The sequence below is a fragment of the Mycobacterium sp. E787 genome, from assembly GCF_001668725.1.
Taxonomy (GTDB): domain Bacteria; phylum Actinomycetota; class Actinomycetes; order Mycobacteriales; family Mycobacteriaceae; genus Mycobacterium.
The window spans coordinates 59,371-82,201 of record NZ_LZKL01000055.1 but is presented as its reverse complement, the minus strand read 5'-3'; the positions used below and the strand labels follow the sequence as shown (position 1 = coordinate 82,201).

Annotated in this window: 25 protein-coding genes and 1 pseudogene; 7 read left to right on the top strand and 19 right to left on the bottom strand. The window is 69.9% G+C overall.

Annotated elements, in window-relative coordinates:
- Positions 1–10: 10 nt before the first annotated feature.
- Genes rplB through rpsJ form a run of 5 tightly spaced genes read right to left on the bottom strand, consistent with a single transcriptional unit; the run spans position 11 to position 2,823 of the window.
- Positions 11–853 carry a 50S ribosomal protein L2 gene (rplB, locus tag A5705_RS11415; protein WP_067873338.1) on the bottom strand — a complete coding sequence of 281 codons (843 nt, stop codon included), beginning with the start codon at positions 851–853 and terminating at the stop codon, positions 11–13.
- Between the two features lie 30 nt (positions 854–883).
- Positions 884–1,186 carry a 50S ribosomal protein L23 gene (gene rplW / locus A5705_RS11410; RefSeq protein WP_067873335.1) on the bottom strand — a complete coding sequence of 101 codons (303 nt, stop codon included), beginning with the start codon at positions 1,184–1,186 and terminating at the stop codon, positions 884–886.
- On the bottom strand, positions 1,186–1,851 hold the full coding sequence (gene rplD / locus A5705_RS11405) for a 50S ribosomal protein L4 (protein WP_068277548.1): 666 nt from the start codon (positions 1,849–1,851) through the stop codon (positions 1,186–1,188). Before rplD ends, rplW begins: the two co-directional genes overlap by 1 nt.
- Positions 1,851–2,504, bottom strand: coding sequence for a 50S ribosomal protein L3 (gene rplC / locus A5705_RS11400; protein ID WP_066907347.1), 654 nt, complete (start codon positions 2,502–2,504; stop codon positions 1,851–1,853). The genes rplD and rplC overlap by 1 nt, the downstream gene beginning before the upstream one ends.
- A gap of 13 nt (positions 2,505–2,517) precedes the next feature.
- Complete coding sequence (gene rpsJ, locus A5705_RS11395; protein ID WP_068277543.1) at positions 2,518–2,823, bottom strand: 30S ribosomal protein S10; 306 nt, start codon at positions 2,821–2,823, stop codon at positions 2,518–2,520.
- 51 nt (positions 2,824–2,874) lie between these two features.
- Between rpsJ and A5705_RS29155 the strand changes: the two are divergent.
- Positions 2,875–3,129 (top strand): annotated as a pseudogene (locus tag A5705_RS29155) (hypothetical protein); the annotation flags it as partial.
- A 43-nt stretch (positions 3,130–3,172) separates the two neighbouring features.
- Here A5705_RS29155 and A5705_RS11390 read toward each other — a convergent pair.
- Positions 3,173–3,781 carry a TetR/AcrR family transcriptional regulator gene (locus A5705_RS11390; protein ID WP_255380943.1) on the bottom strand — a complete coding sequence of 203 codons (609 nt, stop codon included), beginning with the start codon at positions 3,779–3,781 and terminating at the stop codon, positions 3,173–3,175.
- Positions 3,782–4,022: 241 nt separating this feature from the next.
- Between A5705_RS11390 and A5705_RS11385 the strand changes: the two genes are divergently transcribed.
- Both A5705_RS11385 and A5705_RS27140 read left to right on the top strand, forming a co-directional pair.
- Complete coding sequence (locus A5705_RS11385; protein WP_231982407.1) at positions 4,023–5,531, top strand: MFS transporter; 1,509 nt, start codon at positions 4,023–4,025, stop codon at positions 5,529–5,531.
- Positions 5,532–5,663: 132 nt separating this feature from the next.
- A complete protein-coding gene (locus tag A5705_RS27140; RefSeq protein WP_082956420.1) occupies positions 5,664–6,524 on the top strand; it encodes a PE family protein in 861 nt (286 codons plus the stop codon).
- 18 nt (positions 6,525–6,542) lie between these two features.
- Here the strand turns inward: A5705_RS27140 and mftG are convergent, their stop codons facing one another.
- The 7 genes from mftG to mftA form a co-directional block, all read right to left on the bottom strand.
- Positions 6,543–7,964 (bottom strand): mycofactocin system GMC family oxidoreductase MftG, encoded by a 1,422-nt coding sequence (gene mftG / locus A5705_RS11375; RefSeq protein WP_068277537.1) that lies wholly within the window; start codon positions 7,962–7,964, stop codon positions 6,543–6,545.
- A gap of 16 nt (positions 7,965–7,980) precedes the next feature.
- Complete coding sequence (mftF, locus tag A5705_RS11370; RefSeq protein ID WP_067873317.1) at positions 7,981–9,399, bottom strand: mycofactocin biosynthesis glycosyltransferase MftF; 1,419 nt, start codon at positions 9,397–9,399, stop codon at positions 7,981–7,983.
- Positions 9,396–10,127, bottom strand: a complete 732-nt coding sequence (mftE, locus tag A5705_RS11365) for a mycofactocin biosynthesis peptidyl-dipeptidase MftE (protein WP_067873314.1) — start codon at positions 10,125–10,127, stop codon at positions 9,396–9,398. The genes mftF and mftE overlap by 4 nt, the downstream gene beginning before the upstream one ends.
- Before the next feature lie 205 nt (positions 10,128–10,332).
- Positions 10,333–11,514 (bottom strand): pre-mycofactocin synthase MftD, encoded by a 1,182-nt coding sequence (gene mftD / locus A5705_RS11360; protein WP_068277534.1) that lies wholly within the window; start codon positions 11,512–11,514, stop codon positions 10,333–10,335.
- Between the two features lie 2 nt (positions 11,515–11,516).
- Complete coding sequence (gene mftC / locus A5705_RS11355; RefSeq protein ID WP_068277531.1) at positions 11,517–12,680, bottom strand: mycofactocin radical SAM maturase; 1,164 nt, start codon at positions 12,678–12,680, stop codon at positions 11,517–11,519.
- Complete coding sequence (mftB, locus tag A5705_RS11350; RefSeq protein ID WP_231964213.1) at positions 12,677–12,952, bottom strand: mycofactocin biosynthesis chaperone MftB; 276 nt, start codon at positions 12,950–12,952, stop codon at positions 12,677–12,679. Before mftB ends, mftC begins: the two co-directional genes overlap by 4 nt.
- A gap of 5 nt (positions 12,953–12,957) precedes the next feature.
- Complete coding sequence (gene mftA / locus A5705_RS11345; protein ID WP_067873302.1) at positions 12,958–13,047, bottom strand: mycofactocin precursor MftA; 90 nt, start codon at positions 13,045–13,047, stop codon at positions 12,958–12,960.
- Positions 13,048–13,134: 87 nt separating this feature from the next.
- Here mftA and mftR point away from each other — a divergent pair, with 87 nt between their 5' ends.
- The 4 genes from mftR to A5705_RS11325 are packed head-to-tail and all read left to right on the top strand — an operon-like array spanning position 13,135 to position 16,634.
- Positions 13,135–13,731 (top strand): mycofactocin system transcriptional regulator, encoded by a 597-nt coding sequence (gene mftR, locus A5705_RS11340; RefSeq protein WP_197516880.1) that lies wholly within the window; start codon positions 13,135–13,137, stop codon positions 13,729–13,731.
- The gene (locus A5705_RS11335; protein WP_068277528.1) at positions 13,728–14,780 is read left to right on the top strand and encodes a DUF2332 domain-containing protein; all 1,053 of its coding nucleotides are present in this window, start codon (positions 13,728–13,730) and stop codon (positions 14,778–14,780) included. The genes mftR and A5705_RS11335 overlap by 4 nt, the downstream gene beginning before the upstream one ends.
- Positions 14,781–14,832: 52 nt before the next feature.
- A complete protein-coding gene (locus A5705_RS11330; protein ID WP_067874627.1) occupies positions 14,833–15,363 on the top strand; it encodes an RNA polymerase sigma factor in 531 nt (176 codons plus the stop codon).
- On the top strand, positions 15,363–16,634 hold the full coding sequence (locus tag A5705_RS11325) for a VOC family protein (protein ID WP_068277525.1): 1,272 nt from the start codon (positions 15,363–15,365) through the stop codon (positions 16,632–16,634). The genes A5705_RS11330 and A5705_RS11325 overlap by 1 nt, the downstream gene beginning before the upstream one ends.
- Here A5705_RS11325 and A5705_RS11320 read toward each other — a convergent pair.
- The 6 genes from A5705_RS11320 to tuf all read right to left on the bottom strand — a co-directional run bounded on the left by A5705_RS11320 (position 16,631) and on the right by tuf (position 22,796).
- Positions 16,631–17,602: a D-2-hydroxyacid dehydrogenase family protein gene (locus A5705_RS11320; RefSeq protein ID WP_068277711.1), complete on the bottom strand. Its 972-nt coding sequence runs from the start codon at positions 17,600–17,602 to the stop codon at positions 16,631–16,633. The genes A5705_RS11325 and A5705_RS11320 overlap by 4 nt on opposite strands.
- Before the next feature lie 2 nt (positions 17,603–17,604).
- A complete protein-coding gene (locus A5705_RS11315; protein ID WP_369829596.1) occupies positions 17,605–18,804 on the bottom strand; it encodes an NAD(P)/FAD-dependent oxidoreductase in 1,200 nt (399 codons plus the stop codon).
- 9 nt (positions 18,805–18,813) lie between these two features.
- A complete protein-coding gene (locus A5705_RS11310; RefSeq protein WP_082956419.1) occupies positions 18,814–19,632 on the bottom strand; it encodes a mycofactocin-coupled SDR family oxidoreductase in 819 nt (272 codons plus the stop codon).
- Positions 19,633–19,682: 50 nt separating this feature from the next.
- Positions 19,683–20,525 carry an SHOCT domain-containing protein gene (locus A5705_RS11305; RefSeq protein ID WP_068277520.1) on the bottom strand — a complete coding sequence of 281 codons (843 nt, stop codon included), beginning with the start codon at positions 20,523–20,525 and terminating at the stop codon, positions 19,683–19,685.
- 95 nt (positions 20,526–20,620) lie between these two features.
- On the bottom strand, positions 20,621–21,424 hold the full coding sequence (locus A5705_RS28965; RefSeq protein ID WP_068277517.1) for a PE family protein: 804 nt from the start codon (positions 21,422–21,424) through the stop codon (positions 20,621–20,623).
- Positions 21,425–21,605: 181 nt separating this feature from the next.
- The gene (gene tuf / locus A5705_RS11295) at positions 21,606–22,796 is read right to left on the bottom strand and encodes an elongation factor Tu (RefSeq protein WP_067877088.1); all 1,191 of its coding nucleotides are present in this window, start codon (positions 22,794–22,796) and stop codon (positions 21,606–21,608) included.
- Positions 22,797–22,831: the final 35 nt, after the last annotated feature.

Below are 22,831 nucleotides of genomic sequence, written 5' to 3'. Positions count from 1 at the left end.
CTGGCTGCTCCTACCGCGAATGCTTCTTGCCGGTGCGCCGGCGTCGGACGATGAGCTTGTTGCTCTGCTTGTTCGGGTGGCGGGTGCGGCCTTCCGGCTTGCCCCACGGGCTGACCGGGTGGCGACCGCCGGAGGTCTTGCCCTCACCACCGCCGTGCGGGTGGTCCACCGGGTTCATGACGACACCGCGGACCGACGGGCGCTTGCCCTTCCACCGCATGCGGCCGGCCTTGCCCCAGTTGATGTTCGCCTGCTCGGCGTTGCCCACCTCGCCGACAGTGGCGCGGCAACGCACGTCGACGCGGCGGATTTCGCCGCTGGGCATGCGCAGCGACGCGTAGCTGCCTTCCTTGCCGAGCAACTGGATGCTCGACCCCGCCGAGCGCGCGAGCTTGGCGCCGCCGCCCGGCCGCAGCTCCACGGCGTGCACCAGGGTGCCGGCCGGGATGTTGCGCAGCGGCAGGTTGTTGCCCGGCTTGATGTCGGCGTTGGCACCCGACTCCACCACGTCGCCCTGCGAGAGGCCAAGCGGGGCAATGATGTAGCGCTTCTCGCCGTCCAGGTAGTGCAGCAGCGCGATGTTGGCGGTGCGGTTCGGGTCGTACTCGATGTGCGCGACCTTGGCGTTGACGCCGTCCTTGTCGTTGCGGCGGAAGTCGATCACCCGGTAGGCGCGCTTGTGCCCACCCCCCTTGTGGCGGGTGGTGATCCGGCCGTGCGCGTTGCGACCGCCGTGCCCGTGCAGCGGACGCACCAGCGACTTCTCCGGCTCCGCGCGGGTGATCTCGGCGAAATCGGACACGCTGGCACCGCGGCGACCCGGGGTCGTCGGCTTGTACTTACGAATTGCCATGTCTAGTCAGGTCTTTCTCTCGTCGCCGCGCTAGCTCGGTGCGCCGAAGAGGTCGATCGGCTTGCTGCCCGGCGCCAGCGTGACGATGGCCCGCTTGGTGCTCTTGCGCTTGCCGTATCCGGTCCGGGTGCGCTTGCGCTTGCCCTGTCGGTTCGCGGTGTTCACCGAGGCGACCTTCACCGAGAAGATCTTCTCGACAGCGATCTTGATCTGCGTCTTGTTCGAGTCGGGATGCACCACGAACGTGTAGACGTTCTCATCGAGCAGCCCGTAGGACTTCTCGGAGATGACCGGCGCCAGGATGATGTCCCGGGGGTCAGCGATGGTCGCCATCAGGCCGAAACCTCCTCGGCAGAACTGGTTTTGGCCGTGTTGGCCGCGATGTAGGCACTGAGCGCCTCGACGCTGAACACCACGTCGTCGGAGCGCAGCACGTCGTAGGTGTTGAGCTGGTCGGGCGTCAGGACGTGCACGCCCGGCAGGTTGCGCACGCTTTTGGCACCGGTCTCGTCGGTGCGGCCGATGACGAGCAGCACCTGCTTGCGCTCGGTCAGCGTGCTCAGAAATGCCCGGGCGCTCTTGGTGGAGGGGGTTTGGCCCGTGACCAGCTCGGTGACTGCATGGATGCGGCCGTTGCGCGCCCGGTCGGACAGCGCCCCACGCAACGCCGCGGCGATCATCTTCTTGGGCGTGCGCTGGCTGTAGTCGCGCGGCTTGGGACCGTGCACGACGCCACCGCCGGTGAACTGCGGGGCCCGCGTCGAACCCTGCCGCGCACGGCCGGTGCCCTTCTGCCGGTACGGCTTGCGCCCACCGCCGCTGACCTCGCCGCGGGTCTTGGTCGAGTGCGTGCCCTGGCGAGCGGCCGCCCGCTGGGCGGTGACCACCTGGTGCATGAGCGCGATGTTGGCCTCGACGTCGAACAATTCGGCGGGCAGCTCCACGGAGCCGTCGACCTTGCCGTCGGGCGTCTTCACGTCAATCTTCTGCGCCGCCATTACTTCTCACCTCGTTTGATCGCGCTGCGGACCATCACGAGTCCACCGGTGCGGCCGGGGACCGCGCCCTTGATGAGCAGCACGCCGTTCTCGGTATCGACCTTGTGCACCACCAGGTTCTGCACGGTCACCCGGTCGTTGCCCATCCGGCCGGCCATCCGGGTGCCCTTGAACACCCGCGCCGGGGTGGCGCAGCCGCCGATGGAGCCCGGCCGGCGGTGCACCGCCTGGGCGCCGTGGCTGGCGCCCTGACCGCGGAAGCCATGCCGCTTCATCGTTCCGGCGAAGCCCTTGCCCTTGGAGGTGCCGGTCACGTCGACATAGGCGCCGTCGGCGAAGATCTCGGCCGTCAGTTCCTGGCCGACCTCGTATTCGGCGGCGGCGTCCGGATTGTCCAGACGCAGCTCGGCCAGGTACCGGCGCGGGTTGACCCCCGCCGCGGTGTACTGGCCGGTCACCGGCTTGTTGACCTTGCGCGGGCTGATCTCGCCGTATGCCAACTGCACGGCGCTGTAGCCGTCGCGCTCCGGCGTGCGGATGCGGGTCACCACGTTGGGACCGGCCTTGACCACCGTCACCGGCACAACCCTGTTGTTCTCGTCGAACACCTGCGTCATGCCCAGCTTGGTACCCAGAATGCCTTTGCGTGCCATGAGTCTGGATCTCCTACTGGATGTTGACGTCGACACTGGCCGGAAGGTCGATGCGCATCAGCGCGTCGACCGTCTTCGGCGTCGGATCGAGGATGTCAATCAACCGCTTGTGCGTGCGCATCTCGAAGTGCTCCCGCGAGTCCTTGTACTTGTGCGGGGAGCGGATGACGCAATACACGTGCTTTTCGGTCGGCAGCGGCACCGGACCTACGACGCTGGCACCCGTACGGACGACGGTCTCGACGATCTTGCGCGCCGATGCGTCAATAGCCTCATGGTCGTAGGCCTTAAGCCTGATGCGGATCTTCTGTCCCGCCACGCTTCTCCTACCCTCACTCCTACTTGAAGCCCGTCGTCCGGGCTTACGTCCATGTCTCAGTGCCCCCCGGAGCGCCGATCGACCGCCCAATCCTGGGCCGGTCGAGCGTCGCGCCGGATACTGCGCCGCTGTTTACCTGTCGTGGTCCACCGGCCCCCGCGGTCGGGTGTGTCACCCTTACGCAGCCTCTTCCGCGGCCAAAATTAGTCGCGTTCCGAGGATGGGACCGGACGCGCCCGTTTGGGCGCTGGTCGTATGCCCGGCCAGGCGCAGAACCTGGCGAAAGGCAACCCGAACAGTATGCCCTAGATCGCGGCGCGGACAAAATTTCGGCGCCGGCGGCGACGCCTCAAGCACCTGCCGATTCGATACTCGCCGCGGCGGCCCGCTGCTGTGCGCGCTGAACGTGCAGGAAACCGTCGACGGCCGCCCGCGCACACTCGCGATAGTCGAAGTCGGGGAGGGTGGACAGGCGCCCCAGCACCAGCGGGCCGATCAGCAGGGCGATCGCCCGCGACCGGTCGACCTCGCCCAGCTCGGCGGCCGCCTCGGGGCTGTCGAACACCGCGTCGAACGGCGCGGCGTACTGCTGGGCGATGCGTTCCCGCAACGAGGTGATCGAACAGCTGTCGGCGTCCGCGTCGCGCGGTTCGGGCAACCCTTCCAGGTCCGGTCCCAGGGCCAGCCAGGACATGGCGGTCAGCAGCGCCGGGGCCTGCGCCACGGCTTCGGCCTGGGCCAGCACCAACGCGACGAGCCGATCGCGCAGCGACCCTTCTGCCGGGGGCGTCGGCGAGGGGGGTATCAGGCTGTTGAACGCCGCCGCCAGCAAATCATTTCCACTCGGGAAGTGGCGATACAGGGTAGCCCTCGCTACGTTGGCGGTACGGGTGACCGCATCGACGGTCACCGCGCTGGGACCACCGGAACGCAGAAGCGCGGCAGCGGCTTCGAGCAGGCGGGCCCGGGACCGCGCCGGCCGGGGATCGGTACTACCGCCGGTAATTGTGAGCCACCTCTCCGTTTGGAAACAAGACTATCGGTCTACCTACAAGACTATCGGTCTCAAAACTTCCCCGCCCCCCGTTAGGAGGCGCTTTCGTATGGTCGAAACGCTGGTACGGCCTGATAAGCGTACTGATTCGGCAAGCATCGGCGGTAGCCCCCGGGCCCGAAACTGGACCCTGACGGTCGCCTGCATGGGCGTCGCGCTGGTCGTCGGGTCGATGACGGCGCTGAACACCGCGCTGGGGGATCTCGCGGTGGCGACATCCGCGACGCAGACGCAGCTGACCTGGATCGTCGACGGTTATACCTTGGCGCTGGCGTGCCTGCTGCTACCCGCCGGGGCCATCGGTGACCGCTATGGCCGGCGGGGCGCGCTGCTGACCGGTCTGGTGGTTTTCGCACTGGGCTCGGCCACACCGGCGATCCTCCATAACCCTCTGGAGATCATCGCGGGACGGGCGGTGGCCGGTGTCGGCGCCGCCTTTGTGATGCCCGCGACGCTGTCGCTGCTGACCGTCGCCTATCCGAAACAAGATCGGATGAAGGCCGTCGGCATCTGGGCCGGCACGGCCGGTTCCGGTGGGGTCATCGGAATGCTCGGATCCGGCCTGCTGCTTCGCTTTTGGGACTGGCACGCGATCTTCTGGTCACTGGGCATAGCCGGGATGGTGATCTTCGCCCTGGGGTGCACCATCGCATCGTCGCGCGAGGCCGACGCTCCCCGCATCGACTGGCTCGGTGCGGTCCTCATCGCCGGGGCCGTCGCGATCGCGGTGTTCGCCATCCTCGAAGCGCCCGACCGTGGTTGGACCGACTCGCTGGTCTGGGGCGGCCTGGTCGCGGGTGCTGTCATCGCCGTCGCGTTCGGCGTCGTGGAGTTCCGGCGGCGGCAACCGCTGCTGGACGTCCGGTTGTTTGCCGACCACAATTTCGCCACCGGGGTGGCGGCGATCGTCATGCTGTTCGGCGCAACGTTTGGCTTCTTCTACATCGGCATGCAATACGTCCAGCAGATCATGGGTTACTCGCCGCTGACGACGGCGATCGCCTTCGGTCCATTCATGGTTCCGCTGGGCATTTTCTCGGCGCTGTCGTTCTGGTATGTGCCGAAGCTGGGCCTGCGACTGGTGCTGTTCGTCGGCACGCTGTTCATGGCCGCCGGCTTTGCGTGCATGTACGGACTCGGCCTGCATTCGACGTATTCGCAGTTCGCCTGGCCGACGTTGATACTCGCCACCGGCATCGGAATGTGCACGGCGCCTACGACTTCGGCGATCATGAGCGCGGTTCCCGACGAAAAGCAGGGCGTTGCCTCCGCGGTGAACGACACATCTCGCGAAATGGGCGGGGCACTGGGAATCGCCGTCGCGGGTTCGATCCTGGCCGGGCGCTACTCACACGAGCTCGCGCCGAAGCTCTCCGGCTTTCCGGACCCGGTTCGCGGACCGGCCACCGATTCGCTGGCCAAGGCCGTCGAGGTAGCCGGCAAGCTCGGGCCGCAGGGGCGCCAGTTGGCCGAACTCGGCAAAGCCGCATTCCTGACGGCCCTCCATGCTTCGACCATCACGATGGCCGTGATCGTCGCCATCGCGGCAGTGCTCATCGGATTGTGGGCTCCGGGGCCCGACGGGCGACAGCTGAGGCTGGTGCGCCGGATCGCGACCGCCGGGGGTTCGCGCGGAGCCGCTAAGCCGGAGTAAATCCAGATTGGCCGCGTGAGCCCAAAGTTCACCTGAAAACGCCTCGGCCGCCTCGCGAAGGGCGCTAGCATCCGCAGAAGCGGAGTCCGTTATGGGGGTGCGGACGCCGTCGAGGCTACCCGGGGGAGCGGAATGTCCTATGTGATCGCAGCGCCGCAGTACGTGGCGGCCGCCGCAGTCGATCTGGCGAACATCGCATCCATGGTCAGCGACGCCAACTCCGCCGCGCTGGGGCCCGTGTCGAGCGTGCTGCCCGCAGGCGCCGACGAGGTGTCGGCCAGCATCGCCAGCCTGTTCGACGCGCACGCCCAGGTGTACCAGGCGCTCAGCGCCGCGGCGCAGGCGTTCCACACGCAATTCGTCCAGCTGATGAGCGCGGGCGCCGAGCAGTACGCCCTGACCGAGGCCGCCAACGCAAGTCCCCTGCAAACCGTCGAGAGCATGGTGACCGGCAATACCCCCGGCCAGGCGCTGTCGACCGCGCAGCCGCTGATGGGCACCGCGGCCTCGGCGGGTTCGGCGGCCGCGGGGGTGCCGGCGTCCATGGCCGGCCTGGCCGGTGGCGCCGCGCCGGCCCACGCGGTCCCCGCGGCGGCGGTCACGCCGGCTCCGGTGACTCCCGTCGCGCTGGCACCGACGGCTACGCCGCTGGCGGCGGCGCCGCTCGCCGCGCCGATGGCATCGACGCCGTTGGCCCCGGCCGCCGCGCCCGCGGCCGCGATGTCGGCGGCTTCGCCGGTGGCGGAGGTTTCTCCCCTGGCGCCGGTGTCAACCGCGGCTCCGGTGGCGGCCGTCGAGGCCGAAGCACCGGTGTTCTCCCCCGCCACCGCGGCGCAGGCGCTGCCGATCACCACGCCGCTCAACACCGCGCCCGCGGCGACGCCGAACTATTCTCCGGCGACGCCGGCCTACTCCCCGGCGGCGGCGGGATCCCACGAGGAGCAACCGGCGGCGACGGGCGTGCCGATCGAGATGCAGCCTTACCAAGCCTGATTCGGGCTTCGGCGGCACTCAGTCGACGAATTCCGCGGCCCTGTGCCCAAGCATCACGATGGTCGCGTGCGGTCCGCGGCTGGTGATCGCCGGCAGGATGGAACCGTCTATGACCCAAAGGTTTTCGAGGCCATAGACCCGACAGCGCGGGTCAACCACGGCGCCCATCGGCGCGGTGCCGCACAGGTGTTGGGACGTCGACCACACGGGCGGCCCGACGGACGCTGCGGCACCGGCTAATTCGCGGGCGAGTTCACTGCCCTCCCGCAGCGCGGCGACGTCGTCGGGCTCGCTGTCGTAGCGGTGCTCGATCCGTGGCGGCACGGCGGGATCGGCCGAGACCAGCGTGACGCGTCCGCGCGACCGCGGGCGCATCAGGGCCACCCCGATGTGCGGCCAGTCGGGATGTCCGGCGGTGCCGTCACCCGTCATCGCGACGAAGCCGCCGGTGTACGGCCTGACCTCGAGGGCGTCGGCGGTGCCGAGCACGACCTCGAGCACGGGCCGGCCGGGGGCCACCGTCCAATTGGTCGGCAACACCCACTCGGGGTGGTCGCTGCACGACGTGCCCACCGGCAGCGGCGCCAGCACCGGCACGCCGGCCGCGCGCAGCGTGGCCTCGTCGCCGACCCCGGACAACATCAGCAGGTGCGCGGACTGAATCGCCCCGGCGGACAGGACTATCCGGTCCGCGGACAACTCCATCGGGCCGTGCGGGCCGATCGCGTCGACGCCGACCGCGCGGGTGCCGGAGAAACGCAGCCGGACCGCCCGGGTGCGCTCCAGCAGGGTCAGGTTGGGCCGCGCGAGCGCCGGCAGGAGATAGGCGGCGCCGGGTCCGGTGCGGACGCCATCGACGATGTTCAGCGGAACCGCGCCCAGCCCCGAAATCGGTTCGGGCCCGGAGTCGTTGAGGTCCTCGATCCAGCGAAATCCGGCCCGCCCGGCGGCCGCGATGAAAGTTTCTGTGCTACCGGTCATTTCGAGGGTCCGGCGCACCGCGATCGGGCCGGTCCTGCCGTGGGCGGGGCCGTTGAAATCGAGGTCGGTCTCGATGGCCCGGAAGTGCTCGAGCACGTCCGACCATGCCCAACCGGGCAGCGCTGCCCGGTCGAAGTCACTGGCGAGCGCCCGGCAGAAATAGCCGCCGTTGACGGCGCCCGACCCACCCACCGTCTTCCCGCGCACGATCGGAAGCTTCAGGTCATGCCGATCGGTGAGGTGGGTCAGGTACCGCTCGGCCACCGGGCTGCCGACCCCGATCGGCAGCTGCGAACCGTTGGCGGTCAACGCCAGCAGGTCCGGATCGGCGAGACCGGGGCCCGCCTCGAGGACGGTCACGGTACGGCGTGGATCGCTGGAAAGCCGTTCGGCGACAACCGATCCGGCGCTCCCGGCGCCGACGATCAGCACGTCGCTGCGCGGGACGGCCGCGGTCAAGGCGTCTTCAAAACCGTTATGTGCGGATCTGTGGCTTGAGCGCCCGCGCGTTGCGTTCGCGCGCGACGCCCCACCACAGCCCGAGGCCGTAGGCCAGGTCGTCGATGCGCTTGAGCAGCAGGTAGGTCAGCAGCCCGATCGGTTCGGCCTCGTCGCCGGTGGCATCGCGGCGGCGCAGCCAGTCCACCACGCCGTCCATCACGGCGGCGACCAGCACCACCCGTCTGCAGTGCCGCGACAGGACGGCCGCGACGAGCGCCACCGGCCAGTAGTGCCGGCAGACGGCCGACGCCAGCTGCAGCGCCGCCGCCCACAGGCCGCGGGTCGCGATCGCGGCCACGTCCCACAGCGAGGTCTCGGCGCTGCGCATCGCCCTGGCGATCCGCCGGCCCGTTACCAGGGCGACGACGATCGAGGCGAGCTGGCTGAGGCTGGTGCCCAGCGCCATCAGGGTCCAGGCCATCAGCGCCCAGCCGGAGATCACCACCGGCGCGGTCTTGTCCGGGTGACGCACCGACAGCGGGGCGGCCGAGCCGCCATAGAATGCCTTGCGCGCAAGCCAGTCCCGCAATTCGGTGCGGTGGTCGTGCGCGACCTGCGCGATCGGCTCGTAGCGCAGGCGGTTGCCCGCCTCGATGAGCCGCCAGCACAAGTCGACGTCCTCCCCGGACTGCATCGTCTCGTCGAACCCGCCCACGTCGCGGATGGCCGAGCGGCGACAGATGATGGCCGCGCTGGGGACGTAGGACACCGTGCTGTGCGGCAGCACCGGCGCCTCGCGCTCCCCCAGGTCCAGCGACGAGTGCACCGCCTCGTAGCGCGCCACCACGTTCTCGCTGTGCGACAAACCGACGATGCGCGGCGCCACCAGGGCGACGGTGGGATCACAGAAGTGACCGAGCAGGGCCTCCAGCCATCCCCGGCGCGGCGTCACGTCGGAGTCCAGGAACGCGACGAAGTCGGTCGCGCAGGCGGCCAGCCCGGTGTTGCGCGCCGCGGCCGGGCCCTTGCTGTACGAGTGGCGCAGCACCTCGACGTCGCAGTGTGCGCCGAGGAAGTCTTCGGGTTCGATGGGCGGGAACGAGCCGTCGTCGACCACCACGACCCGCAGCCCGCGCAACGAGCTCACCAGGCGCCGAACGCCGGAAACGTTGTCGCGCACCGGGATTACCACGGTCACGTCGCGGTGCGACGGCCCGCCCGCGGGCCGGGGGTGGGCCACGGTGGCGTCGAGCAGGGTGCGCGCCAGCTGCGCGCTGACGTCGTCGCGGACCTTCAGCCGGCCGTCGGACAGCATGCTCTGGGCGGCCGGGGCCAACTTCAGCAGACGCGTCGGCGAGCCGCCCAGCAGTGCCGAACCGTCGCCGAGCACCCGCACGCGGCGATCGACCTGGACGGCGAACCCGTCGGGCAGCCGCGTCGCCGGCGCGGTCATGTCAGCATCCCGTCGCGCCCGGGCGACCACCGGGCGACCCGGCGGACGCAGTCGTCGACCATCTCGGCGAAGATGCGCTTGCCCTCCGCGGCGGTCGCCGTCGTCGGGTCCCCCAAGACCCCGACCGGGCTGACCGCCGCGACTCCCCCGCGACGCATCGAGGGCAGCAAGTCGGCCAGGGGCGCCCGGTTGCCGGCGAGCCACCGGTCGGTCAGCACCTCGGTCGGCGAGATATGCAGCAATACGGATGTTTCGGTATGGCCGGCGTGGGCGTCCCCGCCGGCGGCGACGCACGGGCACCACCCGGCGTCCCGGCCTTCGCCGCGCAGCCGCGCGACCGCACCGCTCAGCGCGGCGGCGTTGCCGCCGTGGCCGTTGACGAAGAGCAGCCGCGGGGCCCAGCAGGCGGCTGACCTGCCGTACTCCACCAGGAGCGACGCCAGGGCATCGGTGCCGATGGAGATCGTGCCGGCGAAGTCCTGGTGCTCGCCACTCGCGCCGTAGGCGATGGCCGGCGCCACCAGCCAGGGTTCGCCGAGGCGGGCCCGGGCCCCACGGGCGACGGCGGCCGCGATACGGGTGTCGGTGTCCAACGGCAGGTGCGGACCATGTTGTTCGGTCGATCCCAGCGGGACAATTATCGACGGCGAGGTGCTTAATAGCTGGCTTGACGTCGCCGTTGCTAATTCGCCGAGTACGGGCACTGGCTGATGGTAGGACGAATTCACCTGGCGTGCACCAATTGTTGACCCTCCAAAATATTTTTTTTCTGGCTTGTTCACCTGGCGGTCGAATTCGACGGCTCGTCCGTCACGGTTACCTCGCGAGCACCACAATTGTTGCCGCTGTCGAATGAGGCTAAAAGGGCTTTCCGAAGGCCAACTGAAAACGGCTCAGCTCAAATCCCGGCTAAAGTGCCCAACGTGCCCGAATTTAGGCGGGCGGCACGCCGAGCGTCCGCGTGAAACCCGCCGGCACCAGGATGTCGTCCGGGCCGAGGTCGTGAACCGACGAGCGCCCCAGACCCATCAGCGCCGAGTCGATGCCGCCGCGCAAGATGTCGAGGACGTTCTCCACCCCCGCCTGCCCGGCCGCGGCCAGGCCCCACAGGTATGCCCGGCCGATCATCACCGCGCGCGCGCCCAGCGCGATGGCCTTGACGACGTCGCTCCCGCGCCGGATGCCGCCGTCGAGCAGCACCTCGACCTGATCGCCGACCGCCGCCGCGACCGCGGGCAGGGCGCGGATCGACGCCGGGGTGCCGTCCAGGTTGTTGCCACCGTGGTTGGATACCGAGATCGCCGAAACCCCGGCGTCCACCGCCCTTTTGGCGTCATCGACGCGCATCACGCCCTTGAGCATGAAGGGTCCGCCCCACAGCTCGCGCAGCCAGGCGATGTCCTCCCAGGTCGGCGGCGGCGTCCCCATCCACTCGCCGTAGGCGGCGAAGAAGGGCGGCCCGGGTTCGCCGCGGCGGCCCTGGTTGGGCACCCGCAGGTCCGGCGGGCGCAGCGTCTTGCCGTACTTCCACAACCAGCGGGGCTTGAAGACCGCCTCCGGGGACTGCCGCAGAACGGTCCGCAGGTTCATCTGCTCGGGGATCTTCGGGCTGCCCCAATCGCGCCCGTGGGAGAACGACCAGTCGGTGGTGACGATGAGACCGACCGCGCCGGCCTGCCGCGCCCGCTCCACCCGCTCGGCAATCGCGTCGCGCCCACCCAGCCAGTACACCTGAAAGAACACTTTCGGGTTTGCGGCGATGACCTCCTCGATGGGCTTGCTGGCGAAGGACGACAGGCCCATCGCGGTTCCCCGCGCCGCCGCGGCCCGCGCTACCGCCACCTCACCGTCCGGATCGACCGCCTGCACGCCGGTCGGCGAGATCAGCACGGGCATGGAAATGTCTTGCCCCATAACGGTGGTCGATTGGTCCCGCTTCTCCGGCGCGCCGACGACGTGCGGCGCAAATCCCAGTTCGCTGAACGCCTCGACGTTGTTGGCGACGGTGATCCCCTTTTCGCTGCCCGCGACCAGCGCCGAGTAGACGGATTTCGGGAGCCGCCGCTTCGCGCGCTGCTGGGCGATGGCCACCGTTTCGAACCATTGGCCGGCCACGGTTACACCGGGCTTTCGTTGCAGAGGCGCGCCGGCGGTCGCGACAGCGTCAGGGGGATCGGCCCGGCCTTGCGTGAGTGGTCGGCGCGCGGCCGCGGCTTCTGTCGCTGTAAGGCCAGCGCGGGCTCTCCGTGCCCCTGGACGCATTCGGGATCCGGGCCGTCCATCGGCAGGCCGGTGAAGAATTTGGCCGCCATGCAGCCGCCCCGGCAGGCGTCGTAGTGCCCGCAGCTGCCGCAGGCGCCGGCCGACTGCGGTTCGCGCAGCTCGCGAAACAGCGGGGCGTTCTTCCAGACGTTGTCGAATCCCTTGTCCGACAGGATGTTTCCGGCCAGGAATCGGTCGTGGATGGCGAACGGGCAGGCGTACACGTCGCCCACCGGGTCGATCAGGCACACCACCCGGCCGGCCCCGCACATGTTCAGGCCGGCAAGGGCGCCGGAGGAGCCGAGCGGCGCCAGGTGGAAGAAGGAGTCGCCGGTGAGCACCCGCTCGCCCTTGGCGACCAGCCAGTCGTAGAGCTGAACCTGCTGGGCGGCGGTGGGGTGCAGGTCTTCCCACACGTCGGCGCCCCGACCGGAGGGGCGCAGCCGGGTGATTCGCAGCGTGGCACCGTACCGGCTTGCCAGCGTTGCGAACTCGTCGAGCTGGTCGACGTTGCGCCGGGTCACGACGACGGAGATCTTCGCGTCCTTGAAGCCCGCACCGGCCAGGTTCTCCAGCGCGCGCACCGCCATCGCGAACGAACCGGCGCCGCGGACGGCGTCGTTGACCTCGGCCGTGGCGCCGTCGAGGGAGATCTGGACGTCGACGTAGTCGCTGGCGGCCAGCCGCGCGGCTACCTCCGGCGTGATCCGGACGCCGTTGGTGGAGAACTTCACGCCGACGTGGTGCGCGGTGGCGTAGTCGACCAGCTCCCAGAAGTCCGGGCGGACCGTGGGCTCACCGCCGCCGATGTTGACGTAGAACACCTGCATGCGTTCCAGCTCGTCGATGATGTCCATGCACTGGCGCGTGGACAATTCCCGCGGGTCGCGCTTGCCCGACGACGAAAGGCAGTGCACGCAAGCCAGATTGCAGGCGTACGTCAGCTCCCACGTCAGGCAGATGGGCGCGTCCAGCCCGCGCTCGAACTGCTCGATGAGCCGCGGAACCATGACCGTCATGTGGGAGCCTCCTGGGGTACCAACATCTTCGATTCGGCCAGCACGCCCAGCGCGTGCAGGTAGGGCCCCTGCCCCGGGTCGTCCACGCCCGCGGCGCGGCAGGCCGACCGGACGTCGGGGTGGTCGGCCAGCGACCGCACCACCGCCAGGATGGTGCGGTTCTTCAGGAAGGACAGCTTGCGGGTGCCGAAGTGGTAGAGCAGCGCGCCGAACGGCTCGGGGCGAACCGCCACCTGCGGGTGCAACCGCCAGCCGCGATCGGGATCGAACACGCGGGTCAGTAGACCCCGCACATCCCGTCGATCGACACCTCTTCCACCAGGGTCTCGGTGACGAGTTCGGTCGCGGTCTCGGTTTCCTGGTCCATGTGGATATCCTCCCGGTGGGGCTCGACAACGACGGATCGTTCTGGCCACAATATGGCATCGAGTGCCGCAATGGAAGGGCGGGTCTGATGATGCCGCAGTCGCGGGTGGGCCGGCGCCGCTCGACGACACCCGGGCACATCACCGACGTCGCCCTCGAACTGTTCGCCGCCCGCGGGTTCGCCGACGTGAGCGTCGACGACGTCGCCCAGGCCGCCGGCATCGCCCGGCGCACCCTCTTCCGCTATTACGCGTCGAAGAACGCCATCCTGTGGGGCGATTTCGACGCCCACCTCGCCCACCTGCAAGAGCTGCTCGACACCGTCGACCCGCGGGTGCCGCTGGGCGACGCGCTGCGCGCGGCGCTGTTGGCGTTCAACACCTTTGACGAGTGCGAGACCGTCCGGCACCGCCAACGCATGCGGGTCATCCTGGAAACCGCGGAGTTGCAGGCCTATTCGATGACGATGTACGCCGGCTGGCGCGAGGTGATGGCCGGCTTCGTGGCCCACCGGTTGGGCCTCAAGACAACCGACCCGCTGCCCCGGACGGTCGCGTGGACGATGCTGGGGGTGGCGCTGAGCGCCTACGAGCACTGGCTGTCCGACGAGTCAGTCCCGCTGCCCGTCGCGCTCGGCGACGCGTTCGACGTCGTCGGCGCCGGGCTGGGAAGCCTGGGCCGATGAGCGCCGGCGTCGAGCACCTGCTACACATGCTGCGCTCGCAGGGACGGTTCTGCGCGGGCTCCGGCTCCCCGATGTACGGGGAGCTCTTCGAGTTGGTGGCGTCCGACGTCGAGGCGGACGGCGTCTTCGCGGCCATCCTGTCCGGCCACGAGGACGACCCCTCGCGCCTCGCGGTGCCGCTTCGGCTACTCGGCGGGCTGCACCGGTTGGTGCTCGACGGCCGGGCACCGGCCCTGCGGCGCTGGTATCCCAGCACCGGCGGCGCGTGGGACGCGCAGGAAGCCTGGCCCGAGATCCTGAGCACCGCCGGCCGCCACGCCGACCTGCTGCGCGCGGCGCTGGGGCGACCGCCACAGACCAACGAGGTGGGCCGGTCCGCCGCGCTGATCGGTGGGCTGCTGCGCATCAACCGCGGATTCGGCTTGCCGATAAGGCTTTTCGAGATCGGCTCGAGCGCGGGACTGAACATGCGGGCCGACCACTACCACTATCGGTATGACGGCGGCCGGTGGGGGCCGGCCGGCTCGCCGGTGAGCATCGACGACGCGTGGCGCGGCACCCTGCCGCCCGACGGCGACGTCTCGATCGTCGAGCGCAGCGGCTACGACATCGCACCCATCGACGTCACCGGCGCCGACGGGGAGATGACCGTGCTGAGCTACGTCTGGCCCGACCAGCACGACCGGCTGGAGCGGCTGCGCGGCGCCATCGCGGTCGCCCGGGACGTCCCGGCGCGGCTCGAGCGACGGACGGCGGCCGATGCGGTGGCCGGCCTGACCCTCGCCGACGGCACGCTGACCGTGCTGTGGCATTCGATCACCTGGCAGTACCTGTCCGACGACGAACGCGCCTCGGTCCGCGACGGGGTCGAGGCGCTGGGCGCGCGGGCCGGCGCCCGGTCGCCGTTCGCCCACCTCACGCTGGAGCCGGCGCGGGACGCGCCCGGCGGGCCGATCAGGTTTTTGGTGCGGGCGCGCAGCTGGCCGGGTGGCCGGCGCGCGGTGCTCGGCGAATGCCATCCGCACGGCCCGCCGGTGAACTGGCGATAATTTTCTGCCGCCAAGCCGTCGGAGTTCGGGCCGCCGCGGCGACGATAGGGGTGTGAGCGCCGAAGCGGAGCACCCATCCGACGCTCGACGCGCGCTGCTCGCGCTGTACGACGAGGCGTTGCCCGTGGTGTACGGGTATTTCGCCCGCCGCTGCGGGGAGGCCGCCACGGCCGAGGACCTGACGTCGGAGACGTTCCTCGCGGCGATGGACGCCGCGCGCAGGGGCGATCCGCCGCCGATCTCGATCCGCTGGCTGCTCGGCGTGGCACGCCACAAGCTGGCCGACCACTATCGGCGCGGGCAGCACCGGCTGACCGTGCCGGTCGCCGATCCGCCGGAGCCGGTGTTCGAAGCCAGGGGGGCCGCCGACGTCTGGGACGCCGAGCTGGACCGCATGGTCGCCGAATCGGTGCTGGCCCGGCTGGCCGAACCGCACCGCGCCGTGCTGGTGCTGCGCTACATGGACGACTGCTCGGTAGGCGAATGCGCCGAGCTGATCGGCCGGACGGTGCACGCCACCGAGGCGCTCCTGGTCCGGGCCCGCCGGGCCTTCAAACAGCAGTATCCGGAAGGAGGCGCGTGATGAGTCGACGAGACAGCTCGGACCCGCTGCGCGTGCTGCACACGGAAGACCTTCCGGTGGAACCCGATCCGGACTTCGCCGCGCGGCTGCGCCGGCGATTGGAATCCGCATTAACCCTCCCGGAAGGAGTTGTCATGAGCGGCACCGCAACCGCCATTTCCGAACTGACCGAACCGGGCACAGCCCCCGACGCCCCGCGCCCGGCCGCGCTGCCCTACCTCAGCGTGGCGGACGCGCGTGCGGCGATCGCCTGGTACGCCGACGCGTTCGGCGCCGCCATCGTCGGTGAACCGATCGTGATGGACGACGGCCGGATCGGGCATGCGGAGATCGCGATCGGCGATGGCGTGTTGTACCTGGCCGACGAGCACCCCGAGCTCGGCTTGAAAGCGCCTGCGCCGGCGCGTGTTTCGGTGAGCTTGATGCTGCATGTCGCCGACGCCGACGCCGCGCTGCGAAAGGCGCGGGAGCGCGGCGCGGCCGTCGAGCGCGAGACATATGAAAGCTACGGCAGTCGCAACGCCACCATCATCGACCCGTTCGGCCACCGGTGGATGCTGTCCGGCCCCACCGCGGTGCCCGGCATCCGGCACGGCGACATCGGCTACGTCTCGGTGTGGACCGCCGACGCCGATCGCGCGGCCGCCTTCTACGGCCACGTCCTGGGCTGGGCCTACGATCCGGCGTCGCACCGGGTCACCAACACCGATCTGCCGACCGGCATTTGGGCCGGCCCGGGGCGGCCCACGCTGTTCTGCTGCTACGCCGTTGACGATGTCGGCGCCGCACGCACGGCGATAATCGAGGCGGGCGGTGTCCCGGGTGAAACGCGCGACACCGAGTACGGGCTCCGGCTCGACGCCACCGACCCGCACGGCGTGGCGTTCGCGGTGTTTCAGCCGCGGGCCGGACGAAAGCGCCCGGAACTCAACGGGTCCGGGCCCGGCGAGCTGTCCTACGTCACCTACCAGGTGCCGGATTCGTCGGCCTTCCGCGATTTCTACGCCCGGGTGCTGGGCTGGACCTTCGAGCCCGGCCGGGTGGCCGACGGCTGGCAGGTGGTGGGAACCCATCCGATGGCCGGCGCCGCCGGCGGCAGCACCACCCCGACGACGGTGCCCATGTGGACCGTGGCAGACATCGGCGCGGCCGTCGCCCGCATCCGCGAGGCCGGCGGCACGGTGCTGTCCGAGCCGGCCCGGCAGCCGTACGGCGTGACCGCGGAATGCGCCGACGATCAGGGCGGCCGCTTCTACCTCGGCGAGTTCTAGGCGTTGGCAATGCGGACCGGCGCGCCGTCCAGCCACGCGACCACGGCCTCGATGGTGTCTTCGTAGAAGGCGCCGAGCATCTCGCGGGTGACGTAGCCCAGATGCGGGGACAGCGTGACGTTCGCCAGGCCGCGCAGCGGGTGGTCGGGCGGGGGCGGTTCGGCGTCGTAGACGTCGAGCCCCGCCCCGGCGATGCGCCCGGTCCGCAGCGCGTCGAGCAGCGCCGCCTCGTCCACGATCGGCCCGCGGGAGGTGTTGATCAGGTACGCGTGCGGCCGCATCAGGGCCAGCTCGGAGGCGCCGACCAGGCCCCGGGTCCGTTCGGAGAGCACCAGGTGGATCGAGACCACATCGGATTCGGCGAACAGCGCCGCCTTCTCGACGCGGCGGGCGCCGGCCGCCGCGGCGGCCTCCTCGGTGAGGTGCTGGCTCCACGCAAGGACTTGCATGCCAAACACTTTCGCGTATTCGGCCATGCGCTTGCCCGTCCTGCCCAGGCCGAGCAGCCCGATCGTCTTGCCGGACAACGTCATACCGGCGGTGGTCTGCCATCCCCCGGCGCGCATGCTCCTATGCTCTTCGGCCAGGTTGCGCACCGTCGCGATCAGCAACCCCCAGGCCAATTCCGGGGTGGCGTCGCGGACCGAGGCGAAGCGCGGATTGGCGAAGTCCGAGTGGGCGACCAGCACGCCGCGCTCGCCGGCCGCGGCCACGTCCAGGTTCGGCAGGCTGCGGCCGACGATCGTGATCAATTTGAGGTTCGGCAGCCGCTCGATCAGCGTGCGCGGCAGGGCCATCCGCTCGCGCATCGTGCAGATCACGTCGAAGGGCCGCAGCGCCTGCGCCGCTTCCGGCTCGGAGAGGTGACGGTTGAAAACGGCTAGCTCGGCCCGGGATTGCACCGGCGACCAGTCGGCGAGGTCGAGCGCCAGGCCGGCGTAGTCATCGAGTACCGCCACCTTGGGAATCGTCAGCCCAGCACCTCGGATATGGGGGTGGCGGCGGCGATCTTGGCGCGGACCTTCATCACCTTGCCCGGCATTCCACCACCGACGACACCGACCAGCACCCCGTCGCGCTCGTAGTACGCCAGGAACTTGCGCCCGTCGTCCTCCACGACGTGGACGGTGTCGGTGGCCTCCGGCTCGCCGAGGCACTGGATCTTGACGTCGTACTGGTCGCTCCAGAAATAGGGGACCACCACGTTGGCGGGGACGTCCTGCCCGAGCATCGCGGGCACCACCACGCGGGCCTGGTCGGCGACGTTGCTCCAATGTTCCACGCGCACTTGGTGTCCCGTCGCGTCGCGCCACGAGGCCACGTCGCCCAGCGCCCACACGTTGGGCGCGCTGGTGCGGCCGGCCTCGTCGCAGACGACCCCGTTATCCACCTCGACACCGCTGCCCTCCAGCCACTCGGTCGCCGGGCGGGATCCAATGCCGACCACGACGAGGTCGGCGGCCAGTTCCGTGCCGTCGGTCAGCACCACCGTCTCGACGTGGCCCCGGCCGCGCACCTCGGCAACGCTGACACCCAGGCGGACGTCGACGCCTTCGTCGCGATGCAGCCGGGCCACCAACCCGCCGATCTGCTCGCCGAGCACCGCGGCCAGCGGCGTCGGCTGCGGCTCGACCAGCACCACCTCCACCCCGAGGCTGCGCATGCTGGCCGCCACCTCGCAGCCGATGAAACCGGCGCCGACGACGACGGCGCGCTGAGCCGCGGACGCATGCTCGCGCAACGCCAGGCTCTCGTCGAAAGAGCGCAGCACCCGGATGCCCTCCAGGTCGGGGAACGCCGGAATTCGCCGCGGCACCAGGCCGGTGGCGACCACCAGCTCGTCGTAGCCGAGCGCGGTTCCGTCGGCCAGCGTGACCGTCTGCCCTGCGGTGTCCAGACCGGTGGCCGCCGCGCCGAGCCGCAGGGTGATGTCCTGCTCGTCGTACCATTCGCGCGGCTTGAGGGCCACATCGTCGACCTCTTTGCGCAGCACCTCCTTGGACAGCGGCGGGCGGTCGTAGGGCAGGTGGACCTCATCGCTGACGATCGTGATGCGGCCGGTGTATCCCGACCGGCGCAGTTGCTCGGCGGTGCGGGCCCCGGCGAGCCCGCCGCCCACGATCACAACCCCCTTTTCGAAGCCGTTTTCGGTCACGTGGTGTTCATACACGATCGCGAATCAGTACTTCAAGGCGCCCTTGTCCACCGGGACCTGGGTGCCCGACAGCGTGCCCGAGCCGTCGCCGGCCAACCACACGACGACGTCGGAGACCTCGTCGGCCGCCATAAAACCCTTGTACTGCATCGGCATTGGCGGGAAGCTGTGCACGTACCGCGGGTGCTTGGCAAAGATCTCCATCATCGCCTCCGGCTCGATCATCGGGGTGTCCACCGAGTAGGGATGGATGGAGTTGACCCGGATGCCGTATTCGCCGAGTTCGATGGCCAGCGTGTTGGTCAGCGCGGTGAGCCCGAACTTGCTGGCCGCGTAGTGGCCGTTGCCCGGCGTCGCCTTCAGGCCCGCCGACGAGCTGACGACGACGATCGACCCGCCGTTTCCGGCCTCGATCATCGCGGGGATCGCCGCGCGCAGGGTGCGCCAGGTGCCGGTCAGGTTGATCCCGATCACGGTGTCCCACTGCTCGTCGGTGAGCTCCCAGACCCGGCCCCAGCCCAGCACCCCGGCGTTGGCGACCAGGATGTCGAGCCGGCCGAATTGTTCGACGCCGTCGGCCACCAGTTGCCGCAGCGCGGCGTCGTCGCGGATGTCGACCTCGCGGGCCAGCACTTTGCGGCCCTCGGCCTCGACCAGCCGGACGGTCTCGTTGAGATCCTCGGGCGTGGCCGGCGTGTAGGTCAGGGTGTCGGACGCCCGCGCGCAGATGTCGAGCGCGATGATGTCGGCGCCCTCGCGCGCAAGCCGCACCGCGTGCGACCGCCCCTGCGCCCGGGCCGCGCCGGTGATGAATGCCACCCGTCCCTGCAGTGCTCCAGCCACGCAGCAAGGCTAGCAGCGGAACTGGAACGTGTTCTAACTAACCCGCTGGTTCAGATTTCGGAGATGATCTGGGCCCGCCGGCTGCTGTACTCCTGGTCGCTCAGCGCACCGCTGGCGCGCAGCGTCTCCAGCTCCTGAAGCCGCTGGGCGATCGACGGTTGCGGCGGCGTGGCGACCGGTGCCGGGCCGCCGGCCGTGGCCGGCTGGGGCGCCGGCTGCGGCGCGGGCGCCTGCTGCTCGGCCGCCCGTCGCACCACGGCCTGGACCTGCTGGCGCAGCGCGGGATTGGACCGGATGTCGACCATCCGATCGAGCGGAACGTGGTTGGCCTTGAGGATCTGCAGGATCTCCATCAGCGGGCCGGCCTGCCCGCTGAGATCGTAGGTCCTGTTGTCTTCGGCCACCGTGAACTGCGCCGGCACCAGCCCGTTGACCAACGCGCTGCGTTCCCAGTCGATGCGGTATTCGCCGGTGGTGGGGTTGACCAGCACCACAACCTTGCGGGCGTTGAGGTTGCCGAGCCGGGTCACGCTGGCGATCACCCGGTCCTCGCTGTCGAACGGCAGAAGCCCGGGCCCGGCGATGTGCAGGTGCACCTTGACCACCTGCTGGTTGTTGATCCACGTACCGGTCTCGCTGATCCCGGTGATCTGGGCCAGCGCCAGCACGCCGTGCTGCTCGAGTTCCGCGTTCTTGGCGGAGGACTTGGCCCCGTAGTTGGCCAGCGCGAGAGCGATCACCACGTCGGCCACCGTGATCAGCAGGCCGACGTAGAGCATCCACTGCAACAGGTTGCCGAACCCGAGGGTGAAGTAGACGACCAGAAAAATCGGCCCCACCAGGCCGCCGCACAGCAAAACGATCAGCTGTGCCTTCAGGTAGCGCGCCAACACGTGTCTCTCCTAGTCTCGCTGGGAAGTCCGTGTCAGATTAGCGCCCCACCGGCCGTCGCGATACCTGTGCGCGCAAACCGTTCGTGAAGGCCCGATCACTCCCCTGAAGACTCGGAGGGCTCGGCCGCGGCGGCCGACGCCGGAGAGTAAGCCGGCGTCGCGGGACGCACCGCCGCCGACGAGCCGGCGGGCGCCGCGGCCGGCATCGCCGCGGGCAGCGGTGTCCCGGCGTACCCTCCGAGCCCGGTCTCCTCGGCGGCCGCGACGCCCTCCGAGGCGCCCATGACGCCGGAGGACCCGGCCGGGCCGACGCTTGCGGCGGCGGCAGCGGGGACGGCGCCGAAGTTCTGGCCCGCGACCAGGCTGCCGGTGAACCCGGCTCCGCCCATGCCGAACGATTCGCCGCTGCCTGCGGCCGCGGCGGCGGGGCCCACACTGCCCAGCAGCCGGGCCGTCGCACCGGTGCCGCCGGGGCCGAACACGCCCGGCCCCGCGCCCGGCGGCATCGCCGGTGCGAGGCTGACCGCGTTGCCGGTCGGGACGGCCGCCGCCGACGCCTGGCCCGGCGCGCCGACCGCGCCCAGCGCCGCCTGCTCCACCGTCTGCAGTGGGGATGCGTTAGCGGCCTCGGTGAGGGCGTATTGCGCCGCGCCGCCGCTCATGAGCTCGACAAACTGCTGATGGAAATACGCGGCCTGGGCGCTGAGCGCCTGGTAGACCTGGGCGTGCGCGCCGAACAGGCTCGCGATGGTGGCCGACACCTCATCGGCGCCCGCGGCCAGCACCCCCGACGTCGGGCCCAACGCCGCCGCGTTGGCCGAGCTGAGCGACGAGCCGATATTCGCCAGGTCGGACGCCGCCGCGGCCAGGTACTCCGGCGTCGCGAACACGAACGACATCCCAACCTCCCGGGCGGGCCACGAGTGACAAAGCGATCGTCCGGTCATTAGACACGGACGCAATAGCCGTAAATCTATCGTAACCTTCACGGTCCCCGCCGGGTTTCGCCAATTGCGCGGACCGGGAATGCACGAAGCCCGGGCGGCCCATCGGCAGCCCGGGCTTCGTATCGAACCAGACCTACTTGATGATCTTGACGACCCGGCCGGCGCCGACGGTGCGGCCACCCTCGCGGATGGCGAACCGCAGGCCCTCGTCCATGGCCACCGGCTGGATCAGCTTCACCGTGATGTTGGTGTTGTCACCCGGCATCACCATCTCGGTGCCCTCCGGCAGCGTCACCACACCGGTCACGTCCGTGGTGCGGAAGTAGAACTGCGGGCGGTAGTTGTTGAAGAACGGCGTGTGCCGGCCGCCCTCGTCCTTGGACAGGATGTAGACCTGGCCCTCGAACTCGGTGTGCGGCGTCGTGGTGCCCGGCTTGGTGACGACCTGGCCGCGCTCGACATCCTCACGCTTGATGCCGCGCAGCAGCAGCCCGACGTTGTCGCCGGCCTGCCCCTGGTCGAGCAGCTTGCGGAACATCTCCACACCGGTGACGGTGGTCTTGGTGGTGGACGGGCGGATGCCGACGATCTCGACTTCCTCGTTGACGTTGATCACGCCGCGCTCCACACGACCGGTGACCACGGTGCCACGGCCGGTGATCGTGAAGACGTCCTCAACGGGCATCAGGAACGGCTTGTCGGTCTCGCGGACCGGGTCCGGGATCGACTCGTCGACGGCGTTCATCAGCTCCTCGACGGACTCGACCCACTTGGCGTCGCCCTCGAGCGCCTTCAGCGCCGAGACCCGCACCACCGGGGCGTCCTCGTCGAACTCCTGGGCGGCCAGCAGCTCGCGGACCTCCATCTCGACGAGCTCGAGCAGCTCCTCGTCGTCGACGGCGTCGGCCTTGTTCAGGGCGACCAGGATGTAGGGCACGCCGACCTGGCGGGCCAGCAGCACGTGTTCGCGCGTCTGCGGCATCGGGCCGTCGGTCGCGGCGACCACCAGGATCGCGCCGTCCATCTGGGCGGCGCCGGTGATCATGTTCTTGATGTAGTCCGCGTGACCGGGCGCGTCGACGTGGGCGTAGTGCCGCTTATCGGTCTGGTACTCGACGTGCGCGATGTTGATGGTGATACCGCGCTGACGCTCCTCGGGGGCGTTGTCGATCTGGTCGAACGCCTTGGACTCGTTCAGGTCCGGAAACTTGTCATGCAGGACCTTGGTGATAGCCGCGGTCAGGGTGGTCTTGCCGTGGTCAACGTGACCGATGGTCCCGATGTTGACGTGGGGCTTGGTCCGCTGGAACTTCGCCTTCGCCACTGTTGTGTCCTCCGACTTGTTGGTGCTTGTTAAGC